A 25,882-nucleotide genomic window follows, 5' to 3' on the forward strand; every position below is an offset into this window, starting at 1 on the left:
ACCCGGGCCCGGGTCCGCGACCGCGGGGTGAGCATCACCGAAAGCACAGAGGGCGTCACCGAGATCATCGCCCGCCTCAAAGGCCCTGATGCCGCCCTGTACTGGCGCCGCCTCACCGTGATGGCCCACGGCGTATGCCCGCAGGATCCGCGCACGCTGGATCAGCGCCGCGCTGACGCCCACGGCGCGATCGGGGCCGGGTTCTTTCATCTGGCCTGTGAATGCGGCACCCCTGACTGCCCCGCAGCGGTGGATGACGGCCGCGGCTCGGCGGTGGTGGTCCACATCTACACCGAACACGCCGCCCTCACCGCCCAGCCCGACCCGCTCACCAACGGCGAAGACCCCCAATGCCGCGCCCTCAACAACGCCGCGATGAAGGATGCCGCCGAGGGCAGCGACACCCCTGAACACGGGGATGAGGCCGAGCACGGTGACGCTCCTGAAGGCAGTTCTGCGCAGCCCAGCGCCGAGGGCAGCGAGGTGACCGATGAACCCGATCGGCGTGCCGCGTTCCTACGGCCCCCGCCGGGAGTCATCGTCGGCTTCGGTCATGTGCCCGCCGAAGAAATCGCCGCCCGCATCGCCACCGGGGCCACCCTCAGACATCTGACCCCGCCGGGAATCAACCCCCAGAACCGATACCGACCGAGCACCGCCCTCGACGAATGGGTTCGGGCGCGGGATCTGACCTGCCGCTTCCCGCAATGTGATCGCCCCGCCGCCTACGCCGATTTCGACCACACCACCCCCTGGCCGGTCGGCCCCACCCACGCCTCAGCGGGCAAACTGCTGTGCCGCCAACACCACCTCGCCAAAACCTTCTGGGCGGGCTGGTCAGAGGTCCAGCATCCCGACGGCACCATCATCTGGACCACCCCGGCAGGACGCACCTACACCACCCGACCCGGCAGCGCGCTGCTGTTCCCCACCGTCAACACCACCAGCGCCCCCGTCAACCTCCCCGCCCAACCACCCACCAGCGCGCACAAGATCCGCACCATGCCCACGCGGCGACAACGCAACCGCGCCAAAACAATCCGCTACCGCATCAAAGCCGAACGCGCACTCAACGACGCCTACGTCGCCGAACGCAACAAACCACCACCATTCTGACGGGTCCGCCGACCCAGACTTAGCTGGCTTCCTCGACCGGCTTCGGCTGTGCCGGTGGCGCGGGCAGCACCTCGAACAACTCCCGCTCAATCTTTCGCCTCACCTCGGTGTCCGCCTCGGGCAGGACAATTCCGAAAGCGTCAACCACCGACGATCCCAGCGTCGTCACCTTCGCCCATTCGATATCGGCTCCCGCACGTTCGAAGACACCTGTGAGCACCGCGAGCAACCCGGCGCGATCGGTGGCACGGATCTCGGCGACCGCTCGCCCCTCGACGGCCCCCTCGTGCCACAGCACCCGGGGCGGCGCGGCGGGAGCGTTGATGGGGACAGCGGCCCGAATCTCGCCGGCGCGGCCCGTATTCGCGCTCTCCTTCTCCTTCTTCTCCAGCGCTCCCATGACATCAAGGTCGCCCTCGATCGCGAGAATCAGTTGCTGGCGCAATAATTCGGCCGCGGGCGGCGACCCGAAATGCGGTGACACCACGAAGGTGTTGATGGCGGAGCCCTGATACCCGTTGACCGATGCCGAGTGCACGCGTAGTGAGTTGAGCGCCAACACCCCGGCGGCTTTCGACAACAGCCCGCGGCTGTCGGGCGCGATCATGGTCACATTGAAGATGTGCGCGGTGTCGGCGGGTGTCAGCTCGACGTGCACGCCGTCACCCGCGAGCGATAGGAACCGCGGCTCCACGGGATCGGGTTGAGGCAGCGGCTCGCCGGCCATCACCAGCCGGCAGCGGCGGACCAGGTCACCGATCAGCGATGCCTTCCAGTCGCCCCACACGCCGGGACCGGTCGCCAGCGAATCCGCCTCGGCCAGTACGTGCAGCAATTCGAGGACGACGAGATCTCCGTCGAGCGCGTCAACCACCGCGGCGATGGTGGCGGGATCCTGGAGGTCGCGCCGAGTGGCGGTGTGCGGCAACAGCAGATGGTGCCGTACCACCTGAGACAGGACTTTGATGTCGGAGGGCCACAGACCGAGGCGGCTGCCGATCTGCTGGGCCAGCTCGGCGCCGATGATGCTGTGATCGCCGCCGCGGCCCTTCCCGATGTCGTGTACCAGCGCGCCCAGCAGCAACAGGTCGGGCCGGGACACCCTGGTGGTGAACGCGCTTGCCCGCGAGACTGTTTCGACCAGATGCCGGTCCACCGTCCAGATGTGCACCACATCGCGAGGCGGGAGGTCGCGGACCGCGCCCCACTCAGGGAAAAGTCTGCCCCATAGTCCGGTGCGGTCGAGCGCTTCGATCGTGCTGACCGCGGACGGTCCCGCGGCGAGCATGACCAAGAGGTCCTTGAGCGCCTGCCTCGGCCACGGGGTGCGCAGTTCGGGGGCGGCCTCGACCAGACGGCTCAGCGTCGACGCCGCAATCGGCAGCCCGGTGGTGGCAGATGCGGCCGCCACGCGCAGGATCAGACCGGGATCGCGTTCCGGCCGGGCGTCCCGCGCGAGGATGACCTCTCCGGCGAACTCGACGACACCCTCGTCCAGCGGACGGCGCACCGGCCTGCGAAGTGCGGACAGCCCCCGACGCGGCAATGCGTTGGCCGCCGTTCGGATTCCGGCGTCAACGTAGAAGCTGACGGTGCGTGCCGCATCGGACAGCGCACGCGCGAGGTCGAAGCGGTCCCCGATGCGAAGCGCGGCGCCGATCTCGTCGGCATGCTGCGCCAGCAGCAATTCCCGATCGCGGCCGGCGACGCGGTGCAATTCGGTTCGCACATTCAGCAGCGAAAGGTGCGCTTCGCCAAGGGTTTCGGTCGGCGAGGCCAGGGAGCGGCTCGGGTAGACGTCGGCGAGCTGCGCGATCGCCAACGCGTTGAGAAGCTGAACGTCACGCAGACCGCCTCTGCCGCACTTGAGGTCGGGCTCGGCGCGGTGTGCGATCTGCCCGCTGCGCTGCCACCGCGCCCTGGTGTGTTCCACCAGTTCGTCGAATCGCGACGCGATTCCGGTCCGCCACTGGCGACGCGCGCCGCCGATGAGCAACGCGGACAGGTCGCCGTCTCCGGCGATGTGCCTGGCTTCGAGCATGGCCAGTCCGGCTGAGATGTCCTCCCCGGCGACGCGAAGCGCCTCCGGCACAGTTCGCACACTGTGGTCGATGCGAATGTTGGCGTCCCACAACGGGTACCAGAGCAGTTCGGCGACCTCGCCGACGATCTCGTCAGGCATGTTGTCGTGCAACAGCATGAGGTCCAGATCGGAGTATGGCAGCAGTTCACCGCGGCCCAGACTGCCCGTGGCGACGATCGCAAAACCACTCGTGGCGGTGATCCCGATTTCGGTTGCCTTGGTGTTGAGCCAGAAGTCGTGCAGGTCCAGGAGCGCATCGCGCAACGCCGCCGAGTCGAGTTGGCGTGCGCTGCCCGCCAACAACTGTTCCGCGGCGGCGACGAGATCGGTTGCCGGACGTGACGAGACCGCCGCCGGACGCTCCCAACGGGAAGCGCCGGCGGCGGGCTGCGATTTCGAATTCTTCACGAGTTGTCCTCCCGGCACTTGACGATCCAGTACTCACACGGCGCAACTGCCGGGAGACGACCTCTCATTCCACGATACGGATCAAAGGGCATCAGCCCCGCGCTCGCCGGTACGCACCCGGACAACGGTTTCGACCGGGCTCACCCAGACCTTGCCGTCGCCGATCTTTCCCGTACGCGCGGCCTGGACGATGACGTCCACCACTTTGTCCACAGCGGCGTCGTCCACGACGACCTCCACCCGGACCTTGGGCACGAAGTCGACCGAATACTCCGCGCCGCGGTAGACCTCGGTGTGCCCCTTCTGCCGCCCGTAGCCCTGAACCTCGCTGACGGTCATTCCGAGAATGCCTGTCTGCTCAAGACCGGTCTTGACATCTTCCAGCGTGAACGGCTTGACGATCGCTGTTATCAGCTTCATGTGTAGATGATCCCTTCCGATGAAATTGTCGCCGGTCAGGCGAGCTCGTAAGCCGTTTCGGCGTGTTCGGTCTCATCAATACCAGTGTCCTCGTCCTCCCTGGACACCCGCCAACCCAGCGGCTTGACGACGAACGCGATGATGGCGGTCATCACGGCGGTGAAGATGACGGCTACCAGCGCGATCACCACCTGCACGACCAGTTGCTGGACCCCGCCCCCATAGAACAGGCCGGTTTCGGTGGCCAGGAAGCCGATACCGATGGTGCCCCACAAGCCGGCGACGAGGTGAACACCGACGACGTCGAGCGAATCGTCGTAGCCGAACTTGTACTTCAGAGCGATGGCAAGCGCTGACAGCACACCGGCGATAGCACCGAGGATCAACGAGCCGATCGCACTGAGCGAACCGCAGGCCGGGGTGATCGCAACCAATCCCGCCACGATGCCCGATGCGGCGCCGACGCTGGTGGCGTGACCGTCGCGGATACGTTCCACCAGAAGCCAGCCCAGCATCGCGGCCGCCGTGGCAGCGGTCGTGTTGACCCACACCGCGCCGGCGAGCATGTCGGCAGCGCCCTCAGACCCCACGTTGAAGCCGAACCATCCGAACCACAGGATGGCGGCACCCAGCATCACGAACGGGATGTTGTGCGGACGGTAGGCGGTCTTGCCGAACCCGGCGCGCTTGCCCAGCAGGATCGCCAACACCAGCGCCGCCATACCGGCGTTGATGTGCACCACGGTGCCGCCGGCGAAGTCGATCGGCGACACGTTGGCCGCGCCTTCTTCGTCGACGCCGAACAGCTTGGCAGCGATACCGTCTTCGGCTCCCGACAGCAGACCGCCACCCCAAACCATGTGCGACAGCGGGAAGTACACCAGGGTGACCCAGATTCCGCCGAACAACAGCCAGGTGCCGAACTTCATGCGCTCTGCGACTGCGCCGCTGATGAGTGCGACGGTGATCACCGCGAAGGTGAGTTGGAACGCCACCCAGACGATGGCGGGCACCGTCCCGAAGCCACCGGAGACGAAGGTGTCGACGCCGTCGATTTCACGAACCTCTGTCAACTGACTGAGGCCGAACAAGGAGAACGGATTGTCGAAGACGCCGAAGAAGTCGCTCTCGCCGGTGTGCGCGGAGGCGAAGGACATCGAGTAGCCCCACAGCACATAGATGACGCTGACGACACCGATCGATCCGAACGACATCATCATCATGTTGAGGACGGACTTCTGGCGGGACAGACCGCCGTAGAAGAACGCGAGCCCCGGTGTCATGAACAACACCAGTGCGGCTGACGTCAGCACCCAGGCCGTGTCACCGGCACTGAGGCCGCCCTCCGCGAAGGGCAGAAAATTCTCGTCCGGTATGGCTAGGACCGCGTCGTGTAAGCCGAATGCCACTTTGTGTGAACCTCCTTGGGATGGCGGCCGACCGTGATCGGCCTCCCGAAGAGACTCTTTTGCAAGCGTTTCACCTGTGATTCTGTTGTGTTTCACGCAGGTGAACGGACACGCCTACGCCGTTACGCTCATGTTTCATCAGGCGTGAACAGCAAAAATTCACGCCCGCACACCGAAATTCGGTGTTTAACCGAGCAGAGCATCGACGAATGCGGCCGGCTCGAACGGCGCCAGATCGTCCGGTCCCTCCCCCAGGCCGACGAGCTTGACCGGCACCCCGAGTTCCTGTTGCACGCGGAACACGATGCCGCCCTTGGCAGTCCCGTCCAGCTTGGTCAGAACCACACCGGTGATGTCGACGACTTCGGCGAACACGCGCGCCTGCGGCAGGCTGTTCTGGCCGATCGTCGCGTCGAGCACCAGGAGCACCTCGTCGACCTCGGCGCGCTTGCTGACCACCCGTTTGACCTTGCCAAGCTCATCCATCAGGCCGGTCTTGGTGTGCAACCGGCCCGCGGTGTCGACAACGACGACATCGGCGCCCGTGGCTATCCCCGTGTCGACGGCGTCGAAGGCCACCGACGCGGGATCGGCGCCTTCGGGTCCTCGCACCACCTGTGCGCCCACGCGCGACGCCCAGGACTGAAGCTGATCGGCGGCCGCGGCACGGAAGGTGTCGGCCGCACCGAGCACGACGCGACGTCCGTCTGCCACCAGGACGCGGGCGAGCTTGCCCACGGTCGTCGTCTTTCCGGTGCCGTTGACTCCGACGACGAGCAGGACAGAGGGCTTGTCGGCGTGCGGCAGGGCCCGGATCGAACGCTCCAGGGCGGGCTGGAGTTCGGCGATGAGCACCTCCCGCAGCACCGCGCGCGCATCGGCCTCGGTGCGCACCCGACTGCTCGCCATCTTGGCCCGCAGCGAGGTGATCACGGACTCGGTGACCACCGGCCCGAGGTCGGCGATCAGCAGGGTGTCCTCGACCTCTTCCCAGGAGTCCTCGTCGAGGTCGCCGCCGCCGAGCAGTCCCAGCATGCTGCGCCCCAGCGTGTTCTGGGACTTGGAGAGCCGACTGCGTAGGCGATCCAGGCGGCCTTCCGTAGGTGCGATGGTGTCGATCTGCGGGGCGGCGGGCGCCGCCACTTCGGTGACAGGTTCGGCGACGGGTTCGGTGACCTCAGTGACGTCAGTGACCTCAGTGACCGGTTCGGGCGTCTCGACCGGCGCAACGTCGACTTCCTCGACCGGAGGCTCGGGCGCGGCGACGGGTTCGCGCTCCACAACGGGCGGTTCGGGCAGCCTGACGTCGGCGATGGGCCGTTTGGGCGCGTCGCGCGGGATGGTGGCATCATCGCCGACGGCAGGTAGGCCGCTGGTATCCAGTCGCTGAGGGCGCTCGGGCGCTTCGGGCGGGGTCACCGGGGCTTTGGGGGGCGCCGACTGTGTAAAAGTGATGCTGGACGTGGCGGTGTAGCCGCCAGAGCGATCGATGGGAGTAGCAGTGTCCGGTTCCGACAGGCTGATCCTGCGGCGGCGGTATCGCACCAGGCCCACGACGAGCGCGGCGACAAGCAGAACGGCGATGACCGCAATCGCGATCCAGAGACCCTCACTCACCGTGCCATTGTCTCAGGGGGCATAACCCGTGACGCCTGACCCCGGGTCCGTGATGCGGCACCGCAAGCGCCGCCACATCGACGTCTGCCTCACCGAACCGGTCGATTACCAAACGCTGACCACCGGATTCGAGCGCTATCGGCTGCCGTACAACGCGTTGACCCAGACCGATCTCGACGCCGTGGACCTCAGCACCGAGTTTCTCGGGTCGCGCTTGAGCGCGCCGGTCCTCATCGGAGCCATGACCGGCGGCGCGGAGCTGTCCGGCATCATCAACCGCAATCTCGCGGCAGCGGCTCAGCAACTTGGCGTCGGCATGATGCTCGGCTCGCAGCGCGTCATGATCGACGACGCCGTCGCCGCCGCGAGCTTCGACGTCCGCGGCGTGGCACCCGACGTGCTGCTGGTCGGCAACATCGGCATGGCACAGCTGCAGACGTCGCCGGCATCGGTGCTTGCGAAGGTGCTGGACCGTGTCGGCGCCAATGCTCTTGCGGTGCATGCCAACCCGCTCCAGGAGGCGATGCAGCACAACGGTGACACCGACTTCTCGGGGTCAATGGCGCGCCTGCGCGAGGTGGCGGGCTCGATCGGCTATCCCGTGATGCTCAAAGAGGTCGGCCACGGAATCGGAGCTGCTGCCGCCGCCCAACTCGCCGACTGCCCTGTCGCCGCGATCGACGTCGCCGGTGCGGGCGGGACGTCATGGGCGCGCATCGAGCAGTTCGTCCGATACGGCGAGGTCCGCTATCCGGAACTCGCCGAGTGGGGCATCCCCACCGCGCAGGCACTCACCGAGGTCAAGGCGCTGCTCCCCGACGTCCCGCTCGTCGCCTCCGGCGGTATTCGCACCGGCATGGACGCCGCGAAAGCGCTTGCGATGGGCGCCGAGGTGGTGGCGATTGCCCGGCCGCTGCTTGCGCCCGCAGTCGAATCGGCTGCTGCCGTAGCAGATTGGCTGCAAGGTTTCATCGAGGAATTGCTCGTGTGCCTGCACGGGTGCGGGGCCGGCAACCTCAAGGCGCTGCGCGAACACGGGGTGACTCCGGCCTGAGCGGCCAGACGACGAATGTGCGTTGAGGGCCGAAAATGAGCCGAATGTTCGCCCTGGACGCACACTCGGCGAAGGCTTCCGTCGGTCAGGACGGGCTGGCGACGAGCTCCTGGCCACGCATGCGCTGCGAGATGACCGTTGTGATGCCGTCGCCGCGCATCGTCACCCCGTACAGCGCGTCGGCGACCTCCATCGTCGGCTTCTGGTGGGTGATGACGATGAGCTGCGAGCGCTCGCGCAGCTGCTCGAACAGACTGATCAGGCGGCGCAGGTTCACGTCGTCGAGCGCGGCCTCGACCTCGTCCATCACATAGAACGGCGAGGGGCGCGCCCGGAAGATCGCGACGAGCATCGCCACCGCGGTCAGTGACTTCTCGCCGCCGGACAACAGCGAAAGCCGTTTGATCTTCTTCCCCGGCGGGCGGGCCTCGACCTCGATGCCGGTGGTCAGCATGTCGCTCGGATTGGTCAGCAGCAGCCTGCCTTCGCCGCCGGGGAACAACGTCGAGAACACCTGGGTGAATTCGCGTTCCACATCCATGTAGGCCTCGGTGAAGACCTGAAGGATGCGCGTGTCGACGTCGGCGATGACGTCAAGAAGGTCCTTGCGGGCCGCCTTGACGTCCTCGAGCTGAGTCGAAAGGAAGTTATAGCGCTCTTCCAGCGCCGCAAACTCCTCCAGGGCAAGGGGGTTCACGCGGCCGAGCTCTCGCAGCTCCTTCTCGGCGCGCTTGGCCCGCCGCTCCTGCGTCGGCCGGTCATAGGGCATCGGCGCGGGTGCGGTGACCTGTTCACCGCGTTCCTTGGCCTGCTCGTACTCGGCCATCTCGAGCTCGGACGGCGGCAACGGGACGTCGGGTCCGTACTCGGAGATCAGGTCGGCCACCGCCATGCCGAACTGTTCGAGTACCTGTTGTTCGAGTTGCTCGATGCGCAGTGCCGCCTGCGCTTTGGCTACTTCATCGCGGTGCAGCGAGTCAGTGAGCGCTGTGATCCGCGAGGTGAGCTCGGTGACCTCTTCGCGGGCTTTGGTCAGTGCGCCGGCGCGGACTTGACGCTCGGCGGCAACCTCGTCGCGGATGCGCGACGCCACGGCCACCGCTTGGCCCAGGCGTTGCGCGACGATCCTGCCTGATTCGGCCACGGCGGCGGCCATCTCGGCCGCACGCACGCGTGCCTCTCGCGCCCGCTGCGCCCGCGCCCGCGCCTCGCGCTCCGCCACCGCGGCCCGACGCAACGAATCAGCCCGTCCGCGAACGGCATTGGCACGCTCTTCGGCGGTGCGAACCGCCAGACGCGCCTCGACCTCCGCCGACCGTGCCGCCTCCGCGGCGGCTGTCGACTCCGTGCGGTCGACGACCTCCACGTCGAAGGTCGGCTCCTGCTGAGCGTTGTGCAGCCGCGTTTCGAGCTCGGCGAGTTCCTGCACCGTGCGGTTACGGCTCGCCTCCAGCTCGTCGCGCTGTTTGATCAGCCGCTGCCATTCGTCGTCGGCGGCGCGCGCATCCTGCCCGAGCCTTCCGAGCTGCTCGTAGATGGACGAGATTGCGGCGTCGGACTCATTCAGGGCGGCCAGCGCCTGCTCAGCGGCGTCCTGGCGCGACGACTGCTCGGCCACGGCACCGGACAGCGCCGCTGACAGCTCCCTGACCTGCCGTTCGGCGTCGGCGAGCTCGTTGCGCGCCTTGTCGACTTCGGAGGCGATCTCCAGTGTGCTGGGCTTGCGATCCGAACCACCACTGACCCAGCCCGCCCCCACCAGGTCACCGTCGGCGGTGACGGCACGCAACTGTGGTTGTGCGGCAACAAGTTCCAAAGCCGAGGCGAGGTCGGGCACCACGGCCACACCGGCCAGCATGGCTGTGACAGCACCCTGCACGCGGGGCGCGGGCTCAACCAGATCCACCGCCCACAACGCACCTGCGGGCAGCTGACCCGACACCGGGGCCTGAGATGGCCAGTCTCCCAAGACGATCGCGGCGCGGCCGCCGTCGGATTCCTTCAGTGCCGCCACCGCGGCCCGCGCTGCACCGGCGTTCTCTGCCGCAAGAGCGTCGGCGGCAGCACCGAGCACCGCGGCGATCGCCACCTCGTGCCCGGAGCGCACCTTGACCAGGTCGGCAATGAATCCGAAAAGCCCTGCGCCACCGTGATTTTCCTGAAGCCAGGCGGCACCGTCCTTGCGGTCGAGACCGACCGACAGTGCGTCGATGCGCGCCTGAAGGGAAGCGACCTGCCGTTCGGCAGCCCTTTCGGCCGACTGCAGCTCGGCCACGCGTTCGTCGGCCAGACGCAGCGCACTGACGGTGCGATCGTGGTGTTCGTCGAGGCCGACCTCGCCCGCGTCGAGTTCGCCGACGCGGCTCTGCACGGTCTCGAACTCCGCCTGCGTCTGCTGGGCGCGGGCCGCTGCCTCGTCGATGTTCGCGGTCAACCGCGCCACTGTCTCGTCGACCGACTCGACGCGGGTGCGCATGGTGTCAACCTGCCCGGAAAGCCGCGCCAGGCCCTCGCGGCGATCGGCCTCTGCACGGGCGGCAGCCATGTGGGCCCGTTCGGCCTCGGCAGCCGCCTGCTCGCGTTCGGACAGCTCGACACGCGTCGATTCAAGCCTGGCCTGGGATTCGGCCAGCTCTGCGAGAAGCTCGCGCTCCTGCTCGGCGACGGCCTCGGCCTGGGATTCCAGCTCGTCCGGGTCGGGCCCGGCGGAGAAATCGGGTTCGGCGTCGAGGTGCTGGGCCCGCTCGCTGGCGATGCGTACCGTCGCGCTCACCCGCTCGGCCAAAGCCGAGAGCCGAAACCATCGTTGTTGGGCGGAGTCCGCGCGCTCGCTCAGGTCCTCGACCGCGCTCTCGTGGGCCTCGAGTTCGAGGGCCCTGGCCTCCAACTGCTCGCTGAGCTCGTCATGCTCGCGGCGCAATGTCGTCTCGGCCTGGTTGGTGTCGTCGAACTCGGCCTTCCGGGTGACCAGGTCGTCGGCGGCCAGCCGCAACCGGGAGTCGCGAAGGTCGGCCTGGATCGTCTGGGCGCGGCGCGCCATCTCGGCCTGTCGCCCGAGGGGTTTGAGCTGACGGCGCAGCTCGGTGGTCAGGTCGGTGAGTCGGGCAAGGTTGGCCGACATCGAGTCGAGCTTGCGGACCGCCTTTTCCTTGCGCTTGCGGTGCTTGAGCACGCCCGCCGCTTCCTCGATGAAGGCGCGGCGATCTTCCGGCCGGGACTCCAAAATCTCCGAGAGCTTTCCCTGACCGACGATGACGTGCATTTCGCGGCCGATGCCGGAGTCGCTGAGCAACTCCTGCACATCCGCCAAACGACAACGGCTGCCGTTGATCTCGTACTCACCGGCACCGTCACGGAACATCCGGCGGGTGATTGACACCTCGGAGTATTCGATCGGCAACGCATTGTCGGAGTTGTCGATCGTCAACGTCACCTCGGCGCGGCCCAACGGCGCCCTCGAGGACGTCCCCGCAAAGATGACGTCCTCCATCTTCCCGCCGCGCAGCGTCTTGGCACCCTGCTCGCCCATCACCCAGGTGAGGGCGTCGACGACGTTGGACTTACCGGACCCGTTGGGACCGACGACGCACGTGATGCCCGGCTCGAACCGCAGAGTCGTCGGCGAAGCGAAGGATTTGAAGCCCTTCAGCGTCAGACTCTTCAGATGCATGACGCGTTACCCTACCGTCGACAACGTCACCTCTCGGTGAAGCCCGCAATCGCGTCGGCCGGTTCCGACCAGTCGGAGATCACCTTGTCGACCTGACCGGGGGTGTTGCCACCTTCGAGCAGGTCAAGCAGCCTTTCACAGGCGTCCCGAGGGCCCTGAGCGACGACCTGCACGCGTCCGTCGGCCTTGTTCGCCGCGTAGCCGGTCAACCCCAGTTCGAGCGCGCGCGACCGCGTCCACCAGCGGAAACCCACCCCCTGCACATGACCGTGCACCCAAGCGGTGAGCCGAACGTCACTTTCCCCCAACATTTTTCACCTCAGTAACCCCAAATGTCACTTCAGTCCCGGCCTTTAACGTCCGCCCCACGGTGCACACGGTGTCGATGGCCCGCTCGACGACAGTCAGCAACCGCGCCTTCTCCTCGTCGCCGAGTCCCGACAGGTCGACTTCGAGCATCTCTTCGAGCAGCGGGTAGCGCTCTTGCTCGCGATCAGCGGCCCCGGATACCCGGATCGTCGCCTCGTAGTCGTCGCCCAGGCGCCGGCGCAACGGTTGATCGCTCGACATCCCGCTACAGGCCGCCAGCGCGATCTTCATCAGCTCGCCGGGGGTGAACACGCCCTCGACATCCTCAGAACCCACCAGCACCTCGGCGCCGCGCGTGCTACGTCCCGTATAGCGGCGCACGCCGGTGCGCTCCACCCATAGTTCGGTCACGCCCTATTTCTACAACGTCCCGCGGAATAGCATTCCTGGCTGTGCCCGCGGGCCCGACCACAGCCAGGAATGCTATTCCGCGGTCAGACGCGGGGTCGGGGCTGGCAGCGCGGGCAGTAGAACGACGAGCGGTTCATGAATTTGTCGCGACGCATGATTGCGCCGCAGCGCCGGCACGGTTCGCCCTCGCGGCCATAGGCGTCCAGCGAACGATCGAAGTAGCCGGACTCCCCGTTGACGTTCACATAGAGCGAATCGAACGACGTGCCGCCCTGACCCAGCGCGTCGGTCATCACGTCGGCGGCCGCGTCGAGCAACGCGGCGAGCTTGGCCTTCGAGATTCCCGAGGCCAGCCGTGCGCCGTTGATCTTCGCCCGCCACAACGACTCGTCGGCGTAGATGTTGCCGATGCCGGAGACCACCGTCTGGTCGAGGAGCTGGCGCTTGATCTCGGAGTGCTTGCGCCGCAACACATCCACCACGCTGTTGCGGTCGAACAGCGGATCCAGCGGATCGCGGGCGATATGGGCGACGGGGGTGGGAACCTCGGTGCCGTCGACGTCGACGAGGTCGGCCAGCATCCAGCCGCCGAAGGTGCGCTGGTCGACGAAGCTCAGAGTGGTGCCGTCGTCCAGTAGCGCGGCGATGCGCAGATGATTCTCGTTGGGCACCGAAGCGCCTTCTGCTCCTTGCGTGCGTGGCCCGAGCAGCATCTGGCCACTCATCCCGAGGTGGACCACCAGAGCGCTGTGATCCGAGAGCGTCAGCCACAAGTACTTTCCACGCCTGCCTGTCCCGGTGATCGTGGTGTTGAGCAGACGCGCGGTCAGGTCGGCGGGCCCGGCCTCGTGGCGCCGCACCGCACGCGGATGATGAACGCGCACAGCGGTGATCGTCTTGTCGGTGACGTGCGCGGCCAGCCCCCGACGCACGACCTCGACTTCGGGAAGTTCAGGCATCCGGTTCCGACATCAGCGCGTTCCACGCGGCCGCCGCGGCTTTGAGCTCTGCTTCTTTCTTCGTCCTGCCGACGCCCCGGCCGCACTCCTTCTCGCCGATCAGGACGATGGCGGTGAATTCCTTGTCGTGGTCGGGTCCCGTCGACGTCACCAGGTAGGCAGGTGCACCGAGCCCCCGCGACGCGGTCAGCTCCTGCAGGCTGCTCTTCCAGTCCAGTCCGGCGCCGAGGGTGGGTGCGGTGTCGAGCAGGTCGGCGAACAGTCGCAGGATGACCTGCCTCGCAACCTCCACCCCGTGTTCCAAATAGATTGCGCCCAAGAGTGATTCGACGCCATCGGCCAGGATGCTGGACTTGCCCGCGCCGCCCGAGTTCTCCTCTCCCCGGCCGAGAAGCAGATAGGCACCCAGGCCGTGGGGCGACAAATTGCGACCGACGTCCGCGAGCGCCTGGGTGTTGACGATGCTGGCGCGCAGCTTGGCCAAGTCACCTTCGGAGCGGTCGGGGTGCCGGTGGTAGAGCTCCTCGGTGATCGTCAGCCCCAGCACCGAATCCCCGAGAAACTCCAGGCGTTCGTTGGTGGGCACGCCGCCGTTCTCATAGGAGTAGCTGCGATGGGTCAGCGCGGTGGTCAGCAGCTCCTCGGGCAGTTCGACGCCGAGCGCTTCGAGCAGAAGCGCGCGGTCCACCGTCACGACTCGCCCTCGTCGGCGCTCTGCTCGCGAAGCTCGGTGGTCGGCTCGCGCAGTTCGGCCAGCTTCGCCCATCGCGGATCGATCTTCTCGTGGTGGTGACCGGGTTCCGCGTCGGCCAGCGCCACACCGCAGTCGGCGCACAGCCCCGCACAGTCTGGATCGCACAACGGCGAGAACGGCAGGGCGAGCCCGACGGCGTCGATGATCGATTGCTCAAGGTCGACGGTCTCGGCACCGCCGTCACGGCCGACACGGGGAACCTCGTCGGTCTCGGTCGTCTCGTCGGTAGTGCTGTCCGGATACGCGAAAAGCTCGGTGAGGTCGATTTCCACCTCACCGGTGACAGGCCTGAGGCAGCGTGCACATTCGCCGGACGTGGGCGCCGAGACGGTTCCGGTGACCAGCACACCTTCCGAGACAGACTCCATGCGCAGGTTCAGATTCATCGGGGCGCCTTCGTCGATGGCGATCAACTCGAGCCCGATGCGCGCAGGACTGGGGACGGTGGACTCGACGGTGATCATCGAACCCGGACGTCGGCCCAGCCGGGAGATGTCGATCACCAGGGGCGACCGTGATTTTCGGTGCGCCGCCGCGTTAACGTGCGTCGCCATGCCCGTATCGTACGGTGGGCTCAGTGGCGAATTCCTGGGCGTGCCTGTCTTGAGATCGCAGAGGGCTACCTTGCTGCGTAATCGTGCATTCCCGCCGATGTGCGCAGCTGGTGGCGCCCGCGCCCGACCGAACGGATCGTGCCGTTGAGGAAGTCCTCGAACTCCGCCAGTTTGCTGTCGACATAGATGTCGCATTCGCCGCGCAGCCGGTCGGCTTCGGCGTGCGCCGAATCGATCATCCGGGTGGCCTCCGCGGTGGCCGTCGCGACCACCTCGGTCTGTGACACCAGCCGCTGCTGCTCCTTGATGCCCTCCTGGACGGCCTTCTCGTAGGCCAGGTTCCCGCTCTCGATGAGCCGGTCGGCCTCGGACTTCGCGCGTCCCGTGCTGGCCTCGTACTCACGCTTGGCCGTCGCGGTGAGCCGGGCCGCTTCCTCGCGCGCCTCGCTCACCATGCGCTCGCTGTGCTGGCGCGCCTCGGCGACCATCCGGTCGGCCTGAGACTTGGCGTCGGCGAGCAGGCGGTCGGCCTCGGCCCTGGCATGGTTGACCATCGAATCGGCCTCGGCGTTGGCCGTGGACACCATCGAATCCGCATGGTCCTTGGCTTCACGCAGCACCGAGTCGCGCGCATCGAGGACGTCCTGTGCGTCGTCGAGTTCGCCAGGAATGGCGTCCTTGATGTCGTCGATCAATTCGAGGACATCACCGCGGGGCACCACGCAGCCTGCCGTCATCGGCACGCCGCGGGCTTCTTCGACGATCGCACCCAATTCATCGAGAGCTTCAAAAACTCGGTACACGGCGACACCCTCCAGGCATAGTTGACAGTGACTAGTGTGCCTGGTGTTACGCGTGTGACTCGATTTTCCGGTCGGTGTGTCGCCTTCGGATCGCGCAGAAGGGTCGATTGTCGGGTGGCCGAGCCCTCGGGAACGCCTCAGCCGCGCTTGGCCAGCTTGACCATGAGGCGATCGTTGACCGGCGCCGGCAGCAGCGCCGACACGTCGCCGCCGAGCGTGGCGACCTCCTTGGCCAACGATGACGACACAAACGAGTACTGCGGCGTGGTCGCGACGAAGAACGTGTCGACGCCCGCGATGTGTTTGTTCATCTGCGCCATCTGCAGTTCGTACTCGAAGTCCGTGCCGGTGCGCAGTCCTTTGACAATGGCGGTGAGCCCACGCTCCCGCACAAAGTCGACGATCAGGCCCTGCCCCGATTCGACCCGCACGTTCGACAGGTGGGTGGTGGACTCCTCGATCAACCCGATCCGCTCGTCGAGAGTGAACATCCCCGTCTTGTTCGGGTTCACCATGACGGCGACGACGAGCTCGTCGAACTGTGCGGCCGCCCGTTCGAAGATGTCGACGTGGCCGAGGGTCACGGGATCGAAGGATCCAGGGCACACCGCACCGCTCATGACGTCTGACCGTAGCAGGCATTGTGGTGCGCTAGGTTGTCCGACGTCGCCGCATCACCGCGCGGATCGGCGCCCCCGCGACCATGGTGAACGGCACCTTGACCGGGAAATCGTCTGTGATGGAGGTGATCTCGGTGTCACGGACAATGGTGGCCAAGGCCAAGGTCGCTTCGAGCATGGCGAAGTGATCTCCGATGCACGACCGTTGTCCCGCGCCGAAGGGTAGGTACTGCCAGCGATCCCGCCCCTTCGTCGCACCATCGGCAAAGCGGCCGGGATCAAACGTCAGCGGCGCGTCCCACAGTGTCGGATCACGCTGCACCGCGTAGATGCCGACGACGAGCATGGTGCCCGCTTCGACACGGTGGCCGTCAATCGCGATGTCCTGCACTGCCACCCGGCTTGTGGACGGTGCCGGCGGACAGAGCCGCAAAGCCTCGCGCAGTACCGCCACCGTGTAGCCGAGCTGTCCCACGTCGGCTGGGCCGAGGCTGCCGCGATCCCCCACCGCGACAGCCTCGGCCAGCACCTTATCCTGCAACTCCGGATGCCTACCCAACTGCCACAGGGCGTAGGCGAGTGTCGTTGCAGTCGTGTCGTGGCCGGCGATCATGAAGGCCATCAGATCGTCGGCGATCTCGTGGTCGGACAGAGGTTGCCCGGTGTCGGGGTCGACGGTGTCGATCATGGCGCGCACCAACGGTGCGTCGTGCGACGGATCCGTTCGGCACGCCTGAACGATCTCGATCGCCAGCGTGCGCAGAACCGCACCGGCGGCACGTGCGCGGCGCCGCGCCGGCGTCACCAGCCAGCGCGGAGCTTTGACCGGGGAAGCGGTTCGGTTGGCCACATAGGACAGTGCGACCTCGATCGGCGCCGCGATCGAATCGGCCTTCTCATCGAGATCGACGCCCAGCACCGACCGTCCGAGCGCGCGCAGTGTGAGTCGGCGGCATTGACCGTCGAGATCGATCTGGGCACCGTCGGCCCAACCGTCAGAGATCGTCTCCGCCGCCGCAGCCATGTGGCTTCCGAACTCTTCCACTCGCTTCTTCGTGAAAACCGACTGCAAAGCTCGTCGCCGTGGCAGCCATTCGTCGTGTTGCAGATCGAACAGGTTGTTGCCCAACAGGTGTCGCATTTCCGCATGCACGAGCGTCTTGTCGACCAGCGCGCCGGGGCGACCGAGGATGTCACGTATGCCGCGCGGCGAGGTGGCCACCACCACGGGTGGCATCAGCCACCGCGGAGCGAGTTTGAGCTGGGTCACCGGGCCTCCGGCATCGCGGAGGACCTCTGGGCCCGTGTGGAAGTTGCGCAGCGCCGCCGCCTGACGCTGCCGCGGCAGCGGATTGAGAGGCACCGGCGGCAGTGAGTCCACTGCCGACTCCTGAACAGTTGTCGTACTCGCCATAGGCGACAGCCAACATCGTCTCGTCGTGTGCGTCCTCAACCGAACGGATGAGATCAGTCGCTGATCGAGGCCATCTCGATCCGGGTGTCGCCATATTTGCGGGACTTCCATGCCGACCAGTTGTCCGGCCAGTCGATCTCCTTACCCGAGACGGGCCGTTCGACGACGGCGACCGTGCCCGGGGCGGCCCACCCGCCGGTCACGAGCGCCGACACGACCTCGGCGACCTGTGCGTCGCCGAGCTCGTAGGGCGGATCGGCCAGGATCAGGTCGGCGGGTCTCGGCGCACCGGCAGCCAGCACTGTCGCTACGTTGCCCCTGCGTACCACCGCACCGGTTGCCCCAAGCGATGCGATGTTCTGCTCGATCACCGCCGCCGCGCGCGAATCGGATTCCACCAACAACGCTGAGTCTGCTCCGCGCGACAGCGCCTCGAGACCGAGCGCACCCGAGCCCGCGTAGAGGTCGAGCACGCTGATGCCGGTGAAATCAATGCGCGCGGACAGCAGGTTGAACAGGGCTTCACGCACCCGATCGGTTGTGGGGCGGGTGCCTCGACCCTGCTTCTGCTGCGGTACCGCAATCCGGCGGCCCCCGAAGGCCCCCGCGACGATACGGGTCAGGACGATTCTCCGGACGACTCGCCGCCGCCGGGAGAGCCGATCACCACCAGCAGATCTCCTCCCTCGACCTGTGCGGTGGCCGCGACGGCCACCCGACCCACGGTGCCGCCCTTGGGCGCGGTGATCGCAGCCTCCATCTTCATCGCCTCGATGGTCGCAATCGTCTGGCCGGCTTCGACGCGGTCACCTTCAGCCACGCTCACCGTGACGACACCCGCGAACGGCGCCGCGACGTGGTCGGAGTTGGTGCGATCCGCCTTCTCGGCGGCGGGCACGTCGCTGGCGACGCTGCGGTCGCGGACGACAACCGGCCGCAGCTGCCCGTTCAGGATGCACATCACGGTGCGCATGCCCCGCTCGTCAGGGTCGGAGATGGCTTCCAGACCGATGAGTAACTCCACGCCTCGTTCCAGCTGGACGCGATGTTCGTCGCCGTGACGCAGCCCGTAGAAGAACTGGTTGGCCGACAGGGTCGAGGTGTCGCCGTAGAGCTCGCGATGTGCCTCGAATTCCTTGGTCGGGCCGGGGAACAACAACCTGTTCAGCGTCGCCTGCCGCTTCGGGCCCGCCTCGGCGAGCGCCGCGGAGTCCTCGGCGGACAGATCCTCCTGCGGTTTGGCGGGCGCACGTCCGGCCAGCGCCTTGGTCCGCAGGGGCTCCGGCCAACCGCCCGGCGGGTCTCCCAACTCGCCGCGCAAGAACCCGATCACCGAATCCGGGATGTCGAAACGTTCAGGGTCAGCGGCGAATTCGTCGGCTGACACACCTGCACCGACCAGAGCCAGCGCCAGATCGCCGACGACCTTTGACGACGGAGTGACCTTGACCAGACGTCCGAGGATGCGGTCAGCTGCCGCGTAGCTGGCTTCGATCTCCTCGAAGCGGTCTCCGAGACCGAGCGCGATGGCCTGCTGCCGAAGGTTCGACAGCTGCCCGCCGGGGATCTCGTGGTGATACACCCGGCCGGTCGGCGTCGTCGGTCCAGCCAACGCTACATCGAAGGGCGCGTACACCTTTCGTAGCGCTTCCCAGTAGGGCTCGAGGTCGCACACAGCCGACAACGACAACCCCGTGTCGTACTCGGTGTGCGCGGTGGCCGCGACGATCGAACTCAGCGCAGGCTGGCTCGTCGTCCCCGCCAGTGGCGATGAGGCGCCGTCAACCGCACTCGCACCGGCCTGCCACGCTGCCAAGTACGTCGCCAGCTGCCCACCCGGCGTGTCGTGGGTGTGCACGTGGACGGGAAGATCGAAGCGGCTGCGCAGCGCGCGCACGAGCATGTCGGCCGCCTGGGGTCGCAACAGGCCCGCCATGTCCTTGATGCCCAGCACGTGTGCGCCTGCGTCGACGATCTGCTCGGCGAGCTTGAGGTAGTAATCGAGCGTGTAGAGGTTCTCTCCCGGATCTGACAGGTCACCGGTGTAGGACATCGCGACTTCGGCGACGGCAGTTCCGGTTTCGCGCACGGCGTCGATCGCCGGGCGCATCGAATCGACGTTGTTGAGGGCGTCGAAGATGCGGTAGATGTCGATGCCCGTGGCTGTGGCTTCTTGGACGAAGGCGTGGGTCACCGACTCCGGGTACGGCGTGTATCCGACCGTGTTACGGCCGCGTAGCAGCATCTGCAGACAGATGTTGGGCACGGCCTCGCGCAGCGCGGCCAGCCGATCCCACGGATCCTCCTTGAGGAAGCGCAGCGCGACGTCATACGTTGCGCCGCCCCAACATTCGATTGAGAGCAGCTGGGGTGTCATCCGCGCGATGTACGGCGCGACCATCAGCAGCCCTGAGGTACGGATCCGCGTGGCCAGCAACGACTGGTGGGCATCGCGGAATGTGGTGTCGGTGACCCCTACCGACTTCGACTCGCGCATCCACCGCGCGAAGGCTTCGGGCCCCACCTCCGACAGCAAGTGCTTGCTGCCCCGCGGCGGCATCGAGTTGAGGTCGATGTCGGGCAGCTTGTCCTGCGGGTAGACCGTCGACATGCGGGGACCGTGCGGCTGGTTCACCGTGACGTCGGCCAGGTAGTTCAGGATCTTGGTGCCGCGGTCGGCCGGCGTGTAGGAGGTCAGCAGCTGTGGCCGTTCGTCGATGAACGACGTGCTGATTCGGCCGGCCCGGAAGTCCGGATCGTCGATGACCGCCTGCAGGAACGGGATGTTCGTCGAGACGCCGCGTACTCGGAATTCGGCGAGCGCGCGGTGGGCGCGCGCCACCGCTGTCGCGAAATCCCTTCCGCGACAAGTGAGTTTGACCAACATCGAGTCGAAGTGGGCACCGATCTCGGCTCCGAGCACCGCGCCGCCGTCCAGCCGGATACCGGCACCGCCGGGTGAGCGGTAAGCCGTGATCCGTCCTGTGTCGGGCCGGAAACCGTTAGCCGGGTCCTCGGTGGTGATCCGGCACTGCATCGCGGCACCGCGGATGATCAGGTCGTCCTGATTCAGGCCGAGGTCGGCGAGCGTCTCCCCAGACGCGATACGCAGCTGGCTGGCGACCAGGTCGACGTCGGTGATCTCCTCGGTGACGGTGTGCTCCACCTGGATGCGCGGATTGCATTCGATGAACACGTGATGCCCGCGTTCGTCGAGCAGGAATTCGACCGTGCCTGCGCAGGTGTAGTCGATCTCGCGCGCGAAAGCCACGGCGTCTGCGCAGATCTTCTGCCGCAGCTCCTCCGACAGGTTCGGCGCCGGGGCCAGCTCGATGACCTTCTGGTGCCTGCGCTGCACGCTGCAGTCGCGCTCGAACAGGTGCATGACGTTGCCGTCGCCGTCGGCCAGGATCTGGACCTCGATGTGGCGCGGGTTGAGCACCGCCTGCTCCAGATAGACCGTCGCATCGCCGAATGCCGACTCCGCTTCGCGGCTGGCGGCTTCGATCGCCTCGGCCAGGGCGGCGCGCTCGGCCACGCGGCGCATGCCGCGTCCGCCGCCGCCGGAAACCGCCTTGACGAACAGCGGAAATTCCATCGACTCGGCGACGGCGACCAGTTCGTCCACCGACGCCGAGGGCTCCGAAGACGTCAGCACCGGCAGGCCCGCTGAGCGGGCCGCCGCGATCGCGCGCGCCTTGTTGCCGGTCAGTTCCAGCACATGTGAGCTCGGCCCGACGAAGGTGATGCCCGCCGCCGCGCATGCGGCCGCCAGCTCCGGATTCTCGGACAGGAAGCCGTATCCGGGATACACGGCATCACAACCCGCCTCCAGGGCCACACGCATGATCTCGTCGACCGACAGATACGCCCGGACGGGATGGCCGACGTCACCGATTTGATAGGACTCGTCGGCTTTCAAGCGGTGCAGCGAGTTGCGGTCCTCGTGCGGGTACACCGCCACCGTCGCGATGCCCATCTCGTAGGCGGCGCGAAACGCACGGATCGCGATTTCACCACGGTTGGCGACAAGAACCTTTGTTATCCGACCAGCCACGGTTCACCTTAACCTTGCTGGTTGATCTCACAGAGGCGGACTGAGCGCTGTGATCGGCGATATGTCGATCAGATAAGCGTGGACCAGTAGTTCCAGAAGCGCTCGAGGATCAGCAGCAGCACTCCGGTGAACCACAGGGTGACCAGAGACCAGCGCCACGTGTACAGAGTCCGCAGTACCGCATTGCCACTGCGCTGCGGCTGTGCGGCAATCGACGTGACGACCACCAGCAGCGGAATCGTCACGGCCCACACGACCATGCAGTAGGGGCACAGCGCGCCGATGCGGTAGAGGCTTTGAAAGATCAGCCAGTGCACGAACACCGCGCCCAGCAGCGTGCCTGCGGCCAGGCCGGCCCAATACCAGCGAGGCAGGTTCACCTTCGCCAGTGCGAGCACACCGGTGACCACGACGACGGCGAACGACACGATGCCGATCAGGGGATTGGGAAAACCGAACAGGGATGCCTGCGGCGTGATCATCACCGAGCCACACGACAGAACGGGGTTGATACTGCACGACGGGATGTAATCCGGGTTGATGAGAAGCTCGATCTTCTCGATCGTCAACGTCATCGCGGAGGCAAGTCCGACGACGCCGGCGATCAGCACCCAGAGCGCGCTGCTGCGGGAAACCGCGACCTGCGCCGGCTCATCCGCCGCCGGGTCGGTGTGCTCGGCCGAGCTGGTCGCGGTCACGGTCATGAGGCGGGCGCGGGCTGCGGGGCGGGTGCGGGCGGAGCAGCTTCGAGGCCGGGCACGTCGCCGACGATCTCCTTGATCTTGGCGACCAACGCATCGGGCGTGCTGTATTGGTAGTCCTCGCCGTTGATCCGGATCGTGGGCGTCGACTGGATTCCCGTCGCCGCGGCCAGACCGCTGACCATGTCGACGTAGGTGCCGTTGTTGATGCAGTCGGGCACCGCGCCTGCCGCACCGGACTGGCGGGCCACCTCGACAAGGCGAGCGTTGTCGGGGTAGGTGGAGCCGGTCTCGCCGGGCTGCTGAGCATAGAGCGCGGCATGGAAACGGCGGAAGGCGTCCGTGGATTCGTCGGCGACGCAGTAGGCCGCAGCACCGGCGCGTGCCGGGTAGTTCTGGTTCTGCGGCCGGTCCAGAATGGCCACCATGTAGTAGTCGGCCGCGATCGCGCCTGCGTCGACGAGCTTGTTGATGGTGGGGCCGAACTGCTGCTCGAAGGCGCCGCAGTGCGGGCACAGGAAGTCCTCGTACATGCTCACGACGGCCTTGGGCTCGTCGGTGCCTTCCTTCTTGATCAGGCTGGCCGACTCCACCCGGATCGCGCGCGACTCGCCCGCGGTGGGCTTGTCGTCGGCTGACAGCACGATGTAGAGCACCAAGGTGACCGCGAAGATGACGACGACGGCGGTCAGACCGATCTGGACGAGCATGTTGCGCTTACGGTCTGCTGCCTTCAGGTCGTAGCGCGCGTTCTTCTTGGGTTTGGTGGCCACGGGTCACAGAGTACCGGCGTCACACAGCGGGGTTAGCCGACGCGCGTCAGATGTGCGCGGATTGCGGAGATGAAGTCGGCGGTGGCGGTCGCGCTGTCCCCGCCGAGGGCGAAGAAATTGGCGAAGCCGTGAACGACGGTGCCGTATTCGCGGTAGTCGACGGGCGTGCCCGCCGCGCGCAAGGCGTCTGCGTACTGCCGGCCCTCGTCGCGCAATGGGTCGAAGCCCGCGGTGATGATCAGCGCCGGTGACAAGCCGGACAGGTCATCGGCGTGCATCGGCGACACCCGCGCATCATCGGCGCCGATTCCGGTGCCGTCGAGGTGGGTGGCCTTGAACCACTCGATGTCGCGTCTGGTCAGGAAGAACCCGTTGGCGAACAGCGTCATGGAGCGGGTCTGCGCGGCGGCGTTCGTTCCCGGGTAGATCAGGACCTGCAGCGCCGGCAGCGGCGCTCTGTCGTCGCGCGCCCGCTGTGTGACCAGCGCCGACAGGTTGCCGCCCGCGCTGTCACCGCCGACCGCGACGCGTGCCGGGTCGGCGCCGAGCGCGGCCGCGTTTTGGAGGGCCCAGAGGTAGGCGGTGTACGCGTCGTCGCATCCCGCGGGCGCCTTGTGTTCGGGCGCGAGGCGGTAGTCGACGGACAGGACGTGCAGGCGGGCGCTCCGACAGATCTCGCGGCACAGGTCGTCGTGGGTTTCAATGCTGCCCATCGCGTGACCGCCGCCGTGGAAGAAGACTAGGAGCGGGGCGTCCGGGTACTCCGTGCGATAGTGACGGGCGGCGATCGGCCCTGCCGGACCGGGAATGGTGAGATCCGTCACCGACGCCACCGGGATGTGCTGTTTGAAACTGGCCGACAAGAGCTCCAACTGGGCTCGCGCGGTGACGATGTCGTCGTCGCCGACGAGTCCGTCGAGGCCGAGCGCACGCTGGCCGGCCAGCATGAGATGGAGGGTGGGGTCCAGAGTATTGCCGTCCACCGTGATCGACCGTCCGCCGAGCATCAGCCGCTTCACGGCATCCGGGATGCGGGGCAGCCCGCGCAGGGTCACACCGGCGGCCTTGGTGGCAGCCTTTTCGGCCCTGCTCACCGAGCGGCGGGCAGGTGCGGCCGCAGGCAGGCGCGGGGTGGCGATATCGGTCATGGCAACTCCTGATGGTGGTCGTCACCGCGAATTCGGCGTCAGCCTACGGCGTGGTGTACCCGATTGGGCATGCCAGGCCGGTATAGGGAGACACAGTCGACGGCAATATAGTCGTCGCCAGCAATCCACTTCAGAAAAGAAGGTGACATGACGTCGGCGGCTTCGATCCCCACCGTCACACTCAACGACGACAACACCATGCCCGTCATCGGCCTCGGTGTGGGCGAGTTGTCGGACGCCGAAACCGAGCGGTCGGTGCTGGCTGCGTTGGAGGCGGGCTATCGGCTCATCGACACTGCCGCGGTATACGGCAATGAGGCCGCTGTGGGTCGTGCCGTCGCCGCATCGGGCGTGCCGCGCGAGGACTTGTTCATCACGACCAAGCTCGCGACCGCCGAGCAGGGTTTCCAGTCGTCGCAGGACGCCATCAAAGCCAGCCTGGAACGCCTCGGCCTCGACTATGTGGACCTATACCTGATTCACTGGCCCGCCGAGTCCGAGGGCAAGCACATCGACAGCTGGGGTGGACTCATGAAGTCCAAGGAGGTCGGGCTCGCTCGCTCCATCGGTGTCTGCAATTTCAACGAACATCATCTCGACGACCTGATCTCCCTGTCGTTCTTCACGCCTGCGGTCAACCAGATCGAGTTGCACCCGCTGCTCAACCAGGTAGAACTGCGGGCGGTCAACGCCGAGCACGGCATCGCGACCGAGGCGTACGGCCCGCTGGGCGTCGGCGCCCTTCTCGACAATGCCGCGGTCACCTCAGTCGCAGAGGCGCACGGCAAGACCCCGGCGCAGGTGCTGATCCGCTGGAGCGTTCAGTTGGGCAACATCGTCATCCCGCGCTCCTCGTCGCCGGAACGCATCGCGTCGAACCTCGACGTGTTCGGGTTCGAACTCACCGACGATCAGATGTCGACCCTCAACGGGCTCAGCGACGGCACCCGGTTCCGCCCGGATCCCGAAACCTATACGGGCCCCTGACGAAGGCTCTACTAGGTGATGTAGTACTTCGGCGGTAAGGTTCGCCCATGCGTACGCCGAAGGCGCGGGCCGGTTGGGCTCGCGGCGCCCTGGTCGGGGCATCTTCGGCTGTCATGACTGTCGGCGCGCACGCCGGAGCAGGGGCCGGTTTGCCCCACGGAAGCGCGCTTGTTCTGACCCTGCTGCTGTGCGCCACCATCGGAGCCCTGGCCGGCAGCATCCGCGTCGAGGGGCGGGCGGCCCGCTGGGTAGCGACCACCGCGGCTCTCGGCGCCGCACAATTTCTCGGGCATATGACGCTTTCGGTCGCCGGTCATCACCCGGGCGGCTTTGAGGCGGTACCCGCACCGTCGATGATCGCGGCCCACGCGGTCGCGGCGGTGATTCTCGGGTTGGCAATCTCGGCGGCCGAATACCTCTACATCGTCTGCTCGTCGGTGCTGTGCTGGCTGCGCCTGTTCGCAGGTCACACGCCACGGCCCGTGCCCCGCGTTCGGCGTCGCGCCACCAAAGTCGTTGCCGTACGGCCGGTTCTGGTCACCGGGCTGGGGATGCGCGCTCCCCCGTCCGCCCTCGCCGTCTGACGGTCTCCTTCCTCCTTTCCAGTCTTTTTCG

22 protein-coding genes are annotated in these 25,882 nt (G+C 66.8%); 4 read left to right on the forward strand and 18 right to left on the reverse strand.

Annotation, left to right across the window (positions count from 1 at the left end):
- Nucleotides 1-1,116 (forward strand): HNH endonuclease signature motif containing protein (locus AWC12_RS12455; protein WP_133057333.1); only part of this gene is annotated, 1,116 nt, incomplete at its 5' end.
- Between the two features lie 19 nt (nucleotides 1,117-1,135).
- Here the strand turns inward: AWC12_RS12455 and AWC12_RS12460 are convergent.
- The 4 genes from AWC12_RS12460 to ftsY all read right to left on the reverse strand — a co-directional run bounded on the left by AWC12_RS12460 (nucleotide 1,136) and on the right by ftsY (nucleotide 7,053).
- On the reverse strand, nucleotides 1,136-3,607 hold the full coding sequence (locus AWC12_RS12460) for a [protein-PII] uridylyltransferase (protein ID WP_085174647.1): 2,472 nt from the start codon (nucleotides 3,605-3,607) through the stop codon (nucleotides 1,136-1,138).
- Nucleotides 3,608-3,688: 81 nt separating this feature from the next.
- Nucleotides 3,689-4,027 carry a P-II family nitrogen regulator gene (locus tag AWC12_RS12465; RefSeq protein ID WP_011779408.1) on the reverse strand — a complete coding sequence of 113 codons (339 nt, stop codon included), beginning with the start codon at nucleotides 4,025-4,027 and terminating at the stop codon, nucleotides 3,689-3,691.
- Between the two features lie 35 nt (nucleotides 4,028-4,062).
- Nucleotides 4,063-5,436 (reverse strand): ammonium transporter, encoded by a 1,374-nt coding sequence (locus AWC12_RS12470; RefSeq protein WP_036466080.1) that lies wholly within the window; start codon nucleotides 5,434-5,436, stop codon nucleotides 4,063-4,065.
- Between the two features lie 186 nt (nucleotides 5,437-5,622).
- Entirely contained in the window at nucleotides 5,623-7,053 is a 1,431-nt protein-coding gene (gene ftsY / locus AWC12_RS12475; RefSeq protein ID WP_085174649.1) for a signal recognition particle-docking protein FtsY, read from the reverse strand.
- 28 nt (nucleotides 7,054-7,081) lie between these two features.
- Here ftsY and fni point away from each other — a divergent pair, with 28 nt between their 5' ends.
- The gene (gene fni / locus AWC12_RS12480; protein ID WP_085174651.1) at nucleotides 7,082-8,107 is read left to right on the forward strand and encodes a type 2 isopentenyl-diphosphate Delta-isomerase; all 1,026 of its coding nucleotides are present in this window, start codon (nucleotides 7,082-7,084) and stop codon (nucleotides 8,105-8,107) included.
- Between the two features lie 85 nt (nucleotides 8,108-8,192).
- On the opposite strand, the gene smc is transcribed toward fni, so the two are convergent.
- The 14 genes from smc to AWC12_RS12550 form a co-directional block, all read right to left on the reverse strand.
- Nucleotides 8,193-11,777, reverse strand: coding sequence for a chromosome segregation protein SMC (gene smc / locus AWC12_RS12485; RefSeq protein ID WP_085174653.1), 3,585 nt, complete (start codon nucleotides 11,775-11,777; stop codon nucleotides 8,193-8,195).
- Between the two features lie 26 nt (nucleotides 11,778-11,803).
- The gene (locus tag AWC12_RS12490) at nucleotides 11,804-12,088 is read right to left on the reverse strand and encodes an acylphosphatase (RefSeq protein WP_024449151.1); all 285 of its coding nucleotides are present in this window, start codon (nucleotides 12,086-12,088) and stop codon (nucleotides 11,804-11,806) included.
- Complete coding sequence (locus AWC12_RS12495) at nucleotides 12,072-12,497, reverse strand: OsmC family protein (protein WP_024449150.1); 426 nt, start codon at nucleotides 12,495-12,497, stop codon at nucleotides 12,072-12,074. Before AWC12_RS12495 ends, AWC12_RS12490 begins: the two co-directional genes overlap by 17 nt.
- Before the next feature lie 83 nt (nucleotides 12,498-12,580).
- Nucleotides 12,581-13,456: a bifunctional DNA-formamidopyrimidine glycosylase/DNA-(apurinic or apyrimidinic site) lyase gene (gene mutM, locus AWC12_RS12500; RefSeq protein ID WP_085174655.1), complete on the reverse strand. Its 876-nt coding sequence runs from the start codon at nucleotides 13,454-13,456 to the stop codon at nucleotides 12,581-12,583.
- Nucleotides 13,449-14,150: a ribonuclease III gene (gene rnc, locus AWC12_RS12505; protein WP_024449148.1), complete on the reverse strand. Its 702-nt coding sequence runs from the start codon at nucleotides 14,148-14,150 to the stop codon at nucleotides 13,449-13,451. The genes mutM and rnc overlap by 8 nt, the downstream gene beginning before the upstream one ends.
- The gene (locus tag AWC12_RS12510) at nucleotides 14,147-14,764 is read right to left on the reverse strand and encodes a YceD family protein (RefSeq protein ID WP_085174657.1); all 618 of its coding nucleotides are present in this window, start codon (nucleotides 14,762-14,764) and stop codon (nucleotides 14,147-14,149) included. Before AWC12_RS12510 ends, rnc begins: the two co-directional genes overlap by 4 nt.
- 65 nt (nucleotides 14,765-14,829) lie before the next feature.
- The gene (sepIVA, locus tag AWC12_RS12515; protein ID WP_024449146.1) at nucleotides 14,830-15,567 is read right to left on the reverse strand and encodes a cell division protein SepIVA; all 738 of its coding nucleotides are present in this window, start codon (nucleotides 15,565-15,567) and stop codon (nucleotides 14,830-14,832) included.
- Between the two features lie 137 nt (nucleotides 15,568-15,704).
- Complete coding sequence (gene coaD, locus AWC12_RS12520) at nucleotides 15,705-16,187, reverse strand: pantetheine-phosphate adenylyltransferase (protein WP_024449145.1); 483 nt, start codon at nucleotides 16,185-16,187, stop codon at nucleotides 15,705-15,707.
- Nucleotides 16,188-16,218: 31 nt separating this feature from the next.
- Entirely contained in the window at nucleotides 16,219-17,601 is a 1,383-nt protein-coding gene (locus AWC12_RS12525) for a cytochrome P450 (RefSeq protein WP_085174659.1), read from the reverse strand.
- A 53-nt stretch (nucleotides 17,602-17,654) separates the two neighbouring features.
- The gene (gene rsmD / locus AWC12_RS12530) at nucleotides 17,655-18,224 is read right to left on the reverse strand and encodes a 16S rRNA (guanine(966)-N(2))-methyltransferase RsmD (RefSeq protein ID WP_085174661.1); all 570 of its coding nucleotides are present in this window, start codon (nucleotides 18,222-18,224) and stop codon (nucleotides 17,655-17,657) included.
- Complete coding sequence (locus tag AWC12_RS12535) at nucleotides 18,221-21,658, reverse strand: pyruvate carboxylase (RefSeq protein ID WP_085174663.1); 3,438 nt, start codon at nucleotides 21,656-21,658, stop codon at nucleotides 18,221-18,223. Before AWC12_RS12535 ends, rsmD begins: the two co-directional genes overlap by 4 nt.
- 68 nt (nucleotides 21,659-21,726) lie before the next feature.
- Entirely contained in the window at nucleotides 21,727-22,362 is a 636-nt protein-coding gene (locus AWC12_RS12540; RefSeq protein WP_024449141.1) for a vitamin K epoxide reductase family protein, read from the reverse strand.
- Entirely contained in the window at nucleotides 22,359-23,132 is a 774-nt protein-coding gene (locus AWC12_RS12545) for a DsbA family protein (RefSeq protein WP_085174665.1), read from the reverse strand. Before AWC12_RS12545 ends, AWC12_RS12540 begins: the two co-directional genes overlap by 4 nt.
- 32 nt (nucleotides 23,133-23,164) lie before the next feature.
- Nucleotides 23,165-24,280, reverse strand: a complete 1,116-nt coding sequence (locus tag AWC12_RS12550; protein ID WP_085174666.1) for an alpha/beta hydrolase — start codon at nucleotides 24,278-24,280, stop codon at nucleotides 23,165-23,167.
- A 147-nt stretch (nucleotides 24,281-24,427) separates the two neighbouring features.
- Between AWC12_RS12550 and AWC12_RS12555 the strand changes: the two genes are divergently transcribed.
- Entirely contained in the window at nucleotides 24,428-25,267 is an 840-nt protein-coding gene (locus AWC12_RS12555; protein WP_024449138.1) for an aldo/keto reductase, read from the forward strand.
- Between the two features lie 47 nt (nucleotides 25,268-25,314).
- Nucleotides 25,315-25,851 (forward strand): hypothetical protein, encoded by a 537-nt coding sequence (locus AWC12_RS12560; RefSeq protein WP_085174668.1) that lies wholly within the window; start codon nucleotides 25,315-25,317, stop codon nucleotides 25,849-25,851.
- Nucleotides 25,852-25,882: the final 31 nt, after the last annotated feature.

Source organism: Mycolicibacterium iranicum, assembly GCF_002101705.1.
Taxonomy (GTDB): domain Bacteria; phylum Actinomycetota; class Actinomycetes; order Mycobacteriales; family Mycobacteriaceae; genus Mycobacterium; species Mycobacterium iranicum.